The following is a 10,453-nucleotide window of genomic DNA, read 5'->3' on the forward strand; positions in this document are numbered from 1 at the left end:
TCCGGATCACACGAGTGCGTCAGATCCCACCAGTGCGTCAGGTGCTGTTCCACGTGAAACATCTTCCGCGCCGGCGGACGCCCGGAGCACCGGCCCGGCGCAAACCCTGGACCTACTCGGCCGCCTCGGCGGCGCCTCGACCGCAGGAGAGTTGGCCGTGACCGACGCCCCGGAGGCCGACCTGCCGAACCTGGACGACACCCCGATCGCCCGCGCGGCGGAGACCGCACTGCGGGTCCTCGCCGGCCGGGTGGGGGACCCGCTGCCCCGGCCCCCGCACACCAGGGTCCTCACGGTCGCGAACCAGAAGGGCGGCGTGGGAAAGACCACGACGACCGTCAACCTGGCTGCGGCACTCGCCCTACAAGGGGCGGAAGTGCTGGTGATCGACCTGGATCCCCAGGGGAACGCGTCGACCGCCCTCGGGGTGGAGCACCACGCCGAGGTCCCTTCCATCTACGACGTCCTGATCGACGGCCGGCCCATGCACGAGGTCGTCGTCGCCGTGGACGGGATCGCCGGTCTGTGGTGCGCTCCGGCGACCATCGACCTGGCGGGCGCCGAGATCGAGCTGGTCAGCCTGGTCGCTCGGGAGTCCCGTCTCGCCAAGGCATTGTCCGCGTACATGACGTGGGCGGCCGAGCACCGGGACAGCCGGCTGGACTACGTCCTGGTGGACTGCCCACCCAGTCTCGGCCTCCTGACGGTGAACGCCCTGGTGGCGGCGCCCGAGGTGCTCATCCCGATCCAGTGCGAGTACTACGCCCTCGAGGGCGTCGGCCAGCTGCTCCGCAACGTCGAGCTCGTGAAGGCACACCTCAACCCGGACCTGCACGTGTCGACCGTCCTCCTCACCATGTATGACGCGCGGACGCGGCTGGCCGCGCAGGTGGCCGAGGAGGTCCGCACCCACTTCGTGGACACCGTCCTGCGAACCACGGTGCCTCGGTCGGTGCGCATCTCTGAGGCGCCCAGCTACGGCCAAACGGTGATGACGTACGACCCGGGATCGACCGGAGCGCTGTCCTATCTGGAGGCGGCGCGCGAGATGGCCCTCCGCGGCGCGCCGGCCGAGCCGACTACAGTCTCAAGCGTGACTCCTGCACCATCGGCCACTTCGCTCACTGCGCCCGCGGTCGAGGAGGCACCCCGTGAGTGACCGACGTCGAGGACTGGGCCGCGGCCTGGGTGCTCTCATCCCGGCGGCCCCCGGGAAGGGCGAGACCGCTTCCACCGGCCCCTCGCCGGTGGACCTGCTGATCCCGGGGAAGGACGCCCCCGACGAGGCAGCGCCCGCATCCGGCGACGATGGCGCACCCGGCGTCGAGGATGACGGTACCGGCGGCCCTGGCGGAGCGGCGTCCGATATCGGCACAGCCACGTCCGCCGCGCCGGTGGTCGGGGCGCATTTCGCCGAGCTGCCGCTCGACGCCATCACCCCGAACCCCCGTCAGCCCCGCACCGTCTTCGAGGAGGAGGCACTCGCCGAGCTGGTGCACTCCCTGCGCGAGATCGGCCTCCTGCAGCCGGTCGTGGTCCGCCCGCTCGGAGCGGACCGCTACGAGCTGATCATGGGGGAGCGGCGGTGGCGAGCCGCGCAGCAGGCCGGGTTCACCGCCATCCCGGCGATCGTGCGCGACACCGGTGACGACGCCATGCTGCGCGACGCCCTGTTGGAGAACCTGCACCGCAGCCAGCTCAACCCGCTTGAGGAGGCTGCGGCGTACGACCAGCTGCTGCAGGACTTCGGCTGTACGCACGAGGAGCTCGCCGGGCGGATCGGGCGGTCGCGGCCACAGATCTCCAACACCCTGCGCCTGCTTCGGCTCCCGCCGTTGGTCCAGCGACGGGTGGCCGCCGGCGTGCTGTCGGCCGGTCACGCCCGGGCGCTGCTCGGTCTCGACGACGGCGCGGCCCAGGAGCGGCTGGCGCAGCGGATCGTCGCCGAGGGCATGTCGGTGCGTACCGTCGAGGAGATCGTGTCGCTGGGCGGCGACCAGCCGGCCGCCGACCCGCGGCCGGCCAAGGCCCGGCGCCCGGTGGCCCCCAAGCTGGCCGTGCTCGCCGACCGGCTCTCCGACCGCTTCGAGACCCGGGTCAAGGTCGACCTCGGTCGGTCGAAGGGCCGGATCATCGTGGAGTTCGCCTCGCTGGACGACCTCGAGCGGATCGTGGCGGTGATGGCACCCGAGGCCGCCGAAGGGCCGCTCGACGACGCCGGCAAGGCCTGAGCGCGGGGCGCCCGGCCACGGCGTGACGGCAGCACTCGACACGTCGACACGTCGACCCCTCGACCAGTCGACCAGTCGACCCGTCGACCAGTCGACCCGTCGACCCGGTCCGAGGTCGGTGCAACGGCTGCTCGACATGACGACGTACCGGCAGATCGATAGCCCGACAGATCGACAGGTCGGCACAGCGAGGGAGCGACTGGTCGGCAGATCGGCTTGACGACGTACTGCTATGTCAAGACGTCGACCCATCGTCGAGTCGGCATATCGATATGAGGGGACCCGCACGGCGTCGCCGGCGGGTCTGGCGGGGCGGCGCCGCTGCGGGATACCCTGCGATGCCGCAACCGGGGGGCGGGCGGCGAGCACCTCGGCAAGCAGCGCGGGCATCGCGCGGAGGCACGGGAGGCAACGTGTCGCGACGGGTCGCCAACCTGACGCTGGACAACCTCTCGGACCTTCCGGTGCGCTGCCGCAGCTGCGTGTTCTGGGAGCTGGACCCGGTCGCCGGGCAGGCCGCCGCGCGGTCCGGTGACACCGAGCTCGAGAAGGAGGCCTGGCTCTCGGCGACCCTGCTCGACTGGGGGTCCTGCGGCAAGATCGTCTACGTCGACTCGCTGCCGGCCGGCTACCTGACCTACGCGCCGCCGACGCACGTGCCGCGCAGCCTGGCCTTCCCGACCTCGCCGGTCTCCGGCGACGCGGTGCTGCTGATGACCGCCCGGGTGCAGCCTGAGTTCACCGGCGGCGGGCTGGCCCGGATGCTGGTGCAGACCGCGGCCAAGGACCTGACCCGCCGCGGCGTGCGCGCGATCGAGGCCTTCGGGCTGATCGACCGCACCGCGACCGAGGACCCGGCCCCTCCGGCGCGCGGCGCGCTGGGCGGCCCGGGCGGCGAGGGCGGTGGCATGCGCGGGATGGCGGCGCCCGACGACCCCCGCGACCTCGCCCCCGGCCCTCCCGGCGCTGCTGAGGAGGGCCGCTCGACGCCATGCGTCATCCCGGCCGACTTCCTGCTCGCGGTGGGCTTCAAGACGGTGCGGCCCCACCACCGCTTCCCTCGGCTGCGGCTCGACCTGCGCACCGCGGTGTCCTGGCGGGCCGACGTCGAGGTCGCCCTCGAGCGCCTGCTGGGGTCGATGAGCCCGGAGCCGGCCTTCCGCCCGGTCTGAGCGTCAGCCGCGCAGCGCGGGGATGCGCAGGAAGCCGGTCTGGGCGTCCTGGTCCGGCGGCAGGTAGAGCCGCTGCACGGCAGCCACCACGGCCTCGGCGAGCACGTCTCGGAACGCCGGGTCGGCCAGCCGCGCCGCGTCGCCGGCGTTGGTCAGGTAGCCCACCTCGATCCGGACCGCCGGCATCCGGGTCCGGCGCAGCAGGTCCCAGTTCATCGGATGGGTCCGCAGGTCGACCAGGTCGGTGCGGGCGCAGATCTCGCGCTGCACCAGGCCGGCGAACCGGGCGCCGATCGCGGAGTAGTGGCCGTAGCGGTCGCTGCCGTAGTAGTACGTCGCCACGCCGGATGCATCCGGGTTGTCGTGGACGGCGGCTTGCAGGCAGATCAGCAGGTCGGCGCCGGCGGCGTTGGCGAACTCCGCGCGCTGCACCTCGCCCGGCCGGCTGACGAGCTCGACCACGTCGAGCACGTCAGGCGCGTCGGGCAGCGCGCCGAAGCCCACAGCTTCCGGGCCTCGGGTGAGGAAGGCGGTGCACCCGGTGGCGCTCAGCCGCCCCTCGATCCGGGACGCCACGTCGTAGACCAGGTCGTCGCTGGTCGAGGCGGCGCCGGGCTCGTCGCCGCGGCCGGGATCGACGATGACCAGCTTGTCGGACAGCGTCGGCCCGGCCCGGTTGATCGCCTCGGAATCGCGCATGTCGTGCGGCCGGCCACCGGTGACCGTGCGGGAGAGCCGGGTCAGCGCCTTGAACGTCGCCGGCCCGCAGGTGCCGTCGGCCACCAGGCCGGTGTTGCGCTGGAAGTCGCGCAACGCCTCGTCGGTCTCGACGCCGAACAGCCCGTCGACCCGGCCGCAGTCGAAACCCATGTCCAGCAGCCGCTGCTGCAGCGCGGCGACGTCGTCACCCGCGAGCAGCCGGGCCGGGACGTAGAACAGGATCCGGTCCCCGAGCCGCCACCGGGCCTCGTCCAGTGCCTGGTACGTCGCCGGGCCGACGATGCCGTCGACCGGCAGGCCACGCTGCTGCTGGAACGCCCGGACCGCCCGGTCGGTCGCCTCGTCGAAGCTGGCCGTCACGGCGGCCCGGGCCGGCTCGGGGTCGTCCGCGTCGGTCAGCAGGCCCACCAGGCGCAGCTTCGCGCGGATCTCGGCGACGGCAGGGCCGTCGTCGCCGCGGCGGTAGGTGCGCTCGAGGGACATCGGCGGGCGATCCTCGCGATCGGTCGTGCGGTCGGCGCGGGACGGGGCGTGGGACGAGCCGGTTCGACGGTGCGGACGGCCCGGGCGGCGGTACGGCGCCGGTCCGGTGAATCGTACCCAACGCCAGCGGCCCCGACTCCCGCGCGGTGGCGGGGGCCGGGCCGGGAAGAGAGCGTCCGACCAGATCGGCGTGGCTCAGGTGCGGTGCCTCAGAGGTAGGCCTCGAGGTCGCGCAGCAGCATCGCCTTGGGCTTGGCGCCGACGATCGTCTTGACCACCTCGCCGCCCTGGTAGACGTTCATCGTCGGGATCGAGACGATGCCGTACTCCGCGGCGACCTTCGGGTTCTCGTCGACGTTGAGCTTGACGACCGAGATCTTGTCGGCGTGCTCGCCGGCGATCTCGTCGAGGATCGGGGACACCTGGCGGCACGGGCCGCACCACTCGGCCCAGAAGTCGACGACGACGGGCTTGTCGTTCTGCAGCACGTCGCTGGCGAAGCTGGCGTCGGTCACGGTCTTGGTGTTGGCTCCCACGGTCTTCCTCTCGCGTTTCAGGGGGTCGGTCCGGCGAGCGTGGCAGTGCTCACCGAGGAGAACACGGGCGTACGGCGCGGGATTCCCTCGCGCGACGACACCGGGCAGGGGGTCAGCCGGCCACGGCGGCCTGGGCCACCTGGGTCGGGTCGCCGGTCGACAGCTCGTCGTCCAGCGACGCGAGGTAGCGCTCCGCGTCGAGAGCGGCGGCGCAGCCGGTGCCGGCCGCGGTGACCGCCTGCCGGTAGGTGTGGTCGACGACGTCACCGCAGGCGAAGACGCCGGCCAGGTTGGTCTGGGTGGTCGGGGCGTCGACCAGGATGTAGCCCTCGTCGTCGCGGCGGACCTGTTGGGCGAAGAGCTCGCTGCGCGGGTCGTGCCCGATCGCCACGAACAGCCCGGTGACGTCGAGCTGGGACTCCTCGCCGGTGCGCGTGTTGCGCACCCGCACGCCGCTGACCTTGTTCTCGCCGAGGACGTCGACGACCTCGCTGTCCCAGAGGAAGCGGATCTTGTCGTTCGCGAAGGCGCGCTCCTGCATGATCTTGGAGGCCCGCAGGCTGTCGCGCCGGTGAACGATCGTCACCGACCGCGCGAAGCGGGTGAGGAAGGTGGCCTCCTCCATCGCCGTGTCGCCGCCGCCGACGACGGCGATGTCCTGGTCGCGGAAGAAGAAGCCGTCGCAGGTGGCGCACCAGGACACTCCCCGACCGGAGAGCTGCTTCTCGTGCGGCACCCCCAGCTCGCGGTAGCCGGACCCGGTGGCGATGACGACCGCGCGGGCCCGGTGCTCGCCGCCCGCACCGTCGGTGACGACCTTGACCGGGCCGGTCAGGTCCACGGCGGTCACGTCGTCGGTGACCAGCTCGGCGCCGAACCGCTCTGCCTGACGGCGCAGGTGGTCCATCAGGTCAGGCCCCATGACGCCCTCGGGGAAGCCCGGGAAGTTCTCGACGTCGGTGGTGTTCATCAGGGCGCCGCCGGCGGTGACCGAGCCCTCGAAGACCAGCGGGGCGAGATCGGCACGGGCGGCGTAGATCGCCGCCGTGTAGCCCGCCGGGCCGGACCCGATGATGATCAGATTGCGAACGTCGTCCACGGTGGCCGAGCAACCTTCCCTGAGCGCATCCGGCCCCGGTCGGGACCGTGCTGCTGGAACCGATCGTAGGTGCTCGGGATTCCCCGGCGGTCACGGGCGCGCCAGGCGCGCGAAGTACCGGACCTTCGCGTCGGCGGGGGAGCAGTCGGGTGCGACGACCCAGACGTCGAGGGTGGCAGGGTCGTCCGGGGTCGGCAGCAGGATGACCGCCGCCGGGTCGCCCTCCCAGGTGGCGAGGTCGACCGCCAGCGGCGTGACCGGACCGTCGGCCAGGGCAGCGACGCACTCCGCGAGGGCGGGCCCGGAGGCCAGCCGCTGGGCGCCGGTGGGCGCGGCGGCCGGCGCCGGAGTGGCGGTGTTCTCCTGGGAGTCCTCGTCGGTGCCGTCGTCGGCGCCCTCGTCCTCCGGGGCGTCGGTCCGACTGGTGTCGCTGCCGGCGGCGCTCTCGCGCAGGGTCTGCGCGTCGACCGGGGGCGAGAGCCGGGCCGCCAGCAGGTCGGGCACGGCCTCGGTGAGGCTGCTGCCGGTCCACGCGCGGCCGCTGACCGTGAGCGGGAACTGGCCGAGCGTTGTCGACCGCTCGGAGCTGCCGCCTCCGGAGTCCACGGCGCTGCCGGCCGTGCCGGCGTCGCCGTCGCTCCCACCGCCGAGCGCGCTGAGGGCCAGCCCGACCCCGGCCAGCACGAGCACCAGGACCGCCGCGGCCTGCAGGACCCGCATGCCCACGGGTGACCCGCGGCGCTCGGGGTCCAGCGGCGTCACGGTGCGTGCGCCCGGGGCACCGGCGGACACCGCCTCGGCCGAGAGCGCCGCGTCGATGCCGGTGGCGACCTCGACCGGCACCGGCCCGGCGGTGCCGGCGTCGGCAAGCAGGCCGGGCAGGCGGGCCAGCCGGTCGGCGCGGTCGGCACAGACCGCGCAGCCGGCGAGGTGCTCGCCCGCCGACCGGGCAGCGGCGGGCTCGAGCAGGTCCTCCTGCAGGTCGGCGAGGGTGTCGTCGTCGAGGTGGCCGTCGCTGACGGCAGGGGCGGCGCCGAGCGGGCGGTCGCTCACGCGAGGTCACATCCCTCGGGGGTCGTCGTCGCCGCGGGTGCGGCGGACACCGGTCGGACGCCGCCCGGGTCGGCGAGGTTCCCCGACGGCGCGGGGTCGGGCGAGAGCAGCGGCAGCAGCCGGGCCCGACCGCGGGCACAGCGGCTCTTGACGGTCCCCGGAGCGCACTCGAGGGCCTCGGCGGCGTCCTGCACCGACCAGCCGTACATGTCGACCAGGACGAGGGCGGCCCGCTGCTCGACCGGCAGCAGCGCCAGCGCCGCGGTCACGTCGAGGGCGGTCTCCCGCGCGCCGACCTGGTCACCGCGGGCGGGCACGTCGTGGTCGGGCAGCGGGTCGACCGGCCGCGCCGCCGCCCGGCGCACCCGGTCGAGGCAGGCGTTGACGACGATCCGGTGCAGCCAGGTGGTGACGGCAGCCTCCCCGCGGAAGGCTGCCGAGCCGGTGCGGCCGGCCCGGAACGCGGAGACCAGGCCGTCCTGCAGGGCGTCCGCGGCCTCCTCGCGGTCGCCGAGGGTGCGCAGGGCGACCGCCCAGAGCCGGTCCCGGTGCCGCCGGACCACCTCGCCGAACGCGTCCGGGTCGCCTGCCGCGTGGGCCGCGAGCAGGTCGGCGTCGCCTCGGACGTCCCCGGGAGCGTCCGTCCCGCGACCCGTCACACTGCCCGCCTCCGCGCCTTGCCGTCGCCCGGTCGGTCGACCGGTGCACCCACCCTAGGTCGGCACCTGGCGCGCTCGGCTCAAGTCCCGGAGCGTGGCGTGGTGCCGCGCACCGACACCTCGCTGATGCTCCCGATGTACTGGCCGTCGACGGCCGGCAGCCTGGTCAGCCACACGAGGAGGTAGCGGGTCCGCACCGGCTCGGCGACGCGCAGCGTGGTCGGCCCGGTCGCGTTGCTCGTCCGGTCGAACTGCTGGTAGCCGGCCAGCGAGCTCCGCGCCCGGCTGGAGACCCGGACCTCGATGTCGGTCGGCCCGCCCTGGGGGCGGATGACGACCTCGGACACGTCGGCCGGTGCGCCGAGGTCGACGACCAGCCCGACGCCGCTCTTCTGCAGCTCCATCGGGTCGAAGTAGTCGACCGTCGTCCAGGCGGTCGACGGGTCCCGGTCGGCGACCAGGCCGGCCTGCTCGTCGTGCTCCTCGCCGTCACCCTCGGGGTCGAATGCGCGGACCCCGGCGATGTCCAGACGGCGGACCTGGGCCGAGCCCTTCCCGTCGTCGCCGCTCCCGTCCGGCTCGTCGGCAGCAGGCGAGCTCTCCTCGCCGTCGAGCGCGGTGAGCACCAGCTGGCCGCCGAAGAGCACCAGCCCGGTGACGAGGACGACCGCGGCGGCGACCCAGGCCAGCACGACCGCGCGGGACCGGCTGTGGGGCTCGTCGTCGGTGGCCCGCTCCGCCGCGGGGGCGGGCGCCACCGGCGAGGGCCCGACCCGCCGGTCCGGCCGGTCGTCGGGACCGACCGCCGCCAGCCGGGTCGTGCCCCCGTGGCCGGCCTCGAGCTCGCGGGCCAGCTCCCTCGGGTCGGCCAGGCCGCCCTTGCGGGCCCCGGGCAGGCTGAGCGCCCGGCAGGTCAGCTCGTCGAGGTCGTGCGGTACGCCGGCCCGGACCTGGCGGGGGTGGCACGGGGCGTCGTCGGCCCAGGGGGCGGGCCGGAGCGCGGTGACCGTGTCGCCGGGCCAGCGGGCGGTCAGGGCGGCGTAGAGCACGGCGCCGATCCCGTGCACGTCGCGCTCGGCCGCCCGCCTCGGGTCGCCCTCGCCGATGCCGCGGGCGGCCGCGTCCACGGCCAGCCCGGCGACCTTGAGCTGTCCGTGGGCCGTGCGCAGCACGTGCTCCGGCTGCAGGCACAGGTGGGACAGGCCGGCGTCGTGGGCGGTGCTGATCGCCTCGGCCAGCTCGGTCGCGACTGCTCGGGCCTCCGCGGGGGGCAGCGGGCCGTCGGCCAGCAGACCGGCCAGGTCGGTGGCGGCGACCCACTCGCTCACGACGTACACCAGACCGTCGACCCGCGCCGCGTCGAGCACCCGCAGGAACCGGGGGTCGGGCAGGGCGGCGGCCCGGCGCGCGGCGTCGAGGACCGCGTCGGCCGTGGACCCGTTGGCGTCGATCAGGCACACCGACACCGGCCGGGCCAGCAGCTCGTCCTCGGCCCGCCAGTAGGTCCAGGGCGTGCGGGCGGTGCTGCCCGTCCCGTCGGCAGCGTCGGCAGCGTTGGTCCCGGCACCCTCGAGCCGCCGCTCGAGGCGGTATCGCTGGACGAGCCGGGTCCCCGGCTCGACGACCTCCGGCACGGGACTCCTCGTCGTCGACGGTCGGGCGGGCAGGGTGCAGCCAGCCATGCTAGGCCCCGGCCTACCCGTCGGACGGACGCTCAGTCCTGGGTGGCGCTTCCTCGGGCGTGGCTCAGCCGACCGAGCGGCCCTTGGCCTCGCGCTCGAGCTCCGCCCACTTCGCCGACGTCCCCCAGTGGCGGAGCACGATGGTCGTGGCGGTGCGTTCGATCTGCAGGTGAACGGTGTCGTCCGGATCGATCCGGAACGACTCGGGGTCGACGACGTTCTGCGCGTTCTGGCTCGCAGCGGACTCGGCGGCGGCTTCGTAGGCCTTCTGCACCGACTCGGTCTGCTGCCACACCTCGGATGCCTCGCGGGCGGCGTACTGGCCCTGGTCGCTGAGGCTGACCGCAGTGCTGCCGAGCGAGATCGCGTCGAAGAGGCCCAGCCCGGCGATGCCCAGCACGACGACGATCTTGGTGAGCCAGCCGATGACGATGTCGCCACGGTCCGGCCCGGCGACCGTCGGGGCGTCGGCAGTCGGGCGGGCGCGCAGGCGGTCGTGCTGCGAGGGCATGACAAGGGGATCGGCGGGCCGAGCGCCCGTCTTGAGCGTCAGCGCCGGACTCGTCCCCGGACGCTGCCCGCGAGGTCGGTGAGCTCGTGCACGTGCAGGAGCCGGGCGAGCAGGACGTACGTCGCCAGCAGCACCACGCCGCCCGCCGCGAGGGCGACCGCCGAGCCGGCCGCCCCGTCGTCCAGCGGCGCCCCGGCCAGCCGGGCGGCGGCCCAGGCCAGCCCCCCCGCGACGCTCCCGGCGACCAGCAGCCGGACGTAAGTCCGAACCACCCGCGCTCCGTCCAGACCGCCGAGACGGCGTCGCA

Annotated in this window: 11 protein-coding genes; 3 read left to right on the forward strand and 8 right to left on the reverse strand. The window is 74.4% G+C overall.

All coding sequences use genetic code 11. The annotated features are described in order from the left end of the window. The first annotated feature begins 157 nt into the window (after positions 1-157). The 3 genes from VK640_07175 to VK640_07185 all read left to right on the forward strand — a co-directional run bounded on the left by VK640_07175 (position 158) and on the right by VK640_07185 (position 3,403). Complete coding sequence (locus VK640_07175) at positions 158-1,159, forward strand: ParA family protein (protein HTE72964.1); 1,002 nt, start codon at positions 158-160, stop codon at positions 1,157-1,159. Beyond that, complete coding sequence (locus VK640_07180; GenBank protein HTE72965.1) at positions 1,152-2,231, forward strand: ParB/RepB/Spo0J family partition protein; 1,080 nt, start codon at positions 1,152-1,154, stop codon at positions 2,229-2,231. The genes VK640_07175 and VK640_07180 overlap by 8 nt, the downstream gene beginning before the upstream one ends. A gap of 413 nt (positions 2,232-2,644) precedes the next feature. Next, complete coding sequence (locus VK640_07185) at positions 2,645-3,403, forward strand: GNAT family N-acetyltransferase (protein HTE72966.1); 759 nt, start codon at positions 2,645-2,647, stop codon at positions 3,401-3,403. A gap of 3 nt (positions 3,404-3,406) precedes the next feature. On the opposite strand, the gene VK640_07190 is transcribed toward VK640_07185, so the two are convergent. The 8 genes from VK640_07190 to VK640_07225 form a co-directional block, all read right to left on the reverse strand. Further along, positions 3,407-4,606, reverse strand: coding sequence for a peptidoglycan-binding protein (locus VK640_07190; GenBank protein ID HTE72967.1), 1,200 nt, complete (start codon positions 4,604-4,606; stop codon positions 3,407-3,409). 209 nt (positions 4,607-4,815) lie between these two features. Beyond that, entirely contained in the window at positions 4,816-5,142 is a 327-nt protein-coding gene (trxA, locus tag VK640_07195) for a thioredoxin (GenBank protein HTE72968.1), read from the reverse strand. Positions 5,143-5,254: 112 nt separating this feature from the next. Then, on the reverse strand, positions 5,255-6,241 hold the full coding sequence (trxB, locus tag VK640_07200; GenBank protein ID HTE72969.1) for a thioredoxin-disulfide reductase: 987 nt from the start codon (positions 6,239-6,241) through the stop codon (positions 5,255-5,257). Between the two features lie 90 nt (positions 6,242-6,331). Further along, a complete protein-coding gene (locus VK640_07205) occupies positions 6,332-7,294 on the reverse strand; it encodes a hypothetical protein (GenBank protein HTE72970.1) in 963 nt (320 codons plus the stop codon). Then, positions 7,291-7,953: an RNA polymerase sigma factor SigM gene (sigM, locus tag VK640_07210; GenBank protein HTE72971.1), complete on the reverse strand. Its 663-nt coding sequence runs from the start codon at positions 7,951-7,953 to the stop codon at positions 7,291-7,293. Before sigM ends, VK640_07205 begins: the two co-directional genes overlap by 4 nt. Positions 7,954-8,033: 80 nt before the next feature. After that, a complete protein-coding gene (locus VK640_07215; protein ID HTE72972.1) occupies positions 8,034-9,587 on the reverse strand; it encodes a protein kinase family protein in 1,554 nt (517 codons plus the stop codon). 112 nt (positions 9,588-9,699) lie between these two features. Next, a complete protein-coding gene (locus tag VK640_07220) occupies positions 9,700-10,146 on the reverse strand; it encodes a hypothetical protein (protein HTE72973.1) in 447 nt (148 codons plus the stop codon). A 38-nt stretch (positions 10,147-10,184) separates the two neighbouring features. Further along, the coding region (locus VK640_07225; protein HTE72974.1) for a murein biosynthesis integral membrane protein MurJ at positions 10,185-10,453 on the reverse strand (269 nt) is incomplete at its 5' end.

This window comes from Actinomycetes bacterium, from assembly GCA_035489715.1.
In the GTDB taxonomy this organism is placed as follows: domain Bacteria; phylum Actinomycetota; class Actinomycetes; order JACCUZ01; family JACCUZ01; genus DATHAP01.

What these genes read in the sequence shown, in the direction of transcription:
- VK640_07190 (HTE72967.1), bottom strand. Translation starts at nt 4,606, where the DNA reads ATGTCCCTCGAGCGCACCTACCGCCGCGGCGACGACGGCCCTGCCGTC.
- VK640_07220 (HTE72973.1), bottom strand. Translation starts at nt 10,146, where the DNA reads ATGCCCTCGCAGCACGACCGCCTGCGCGCCCGCCCGACTGCCGACGCC.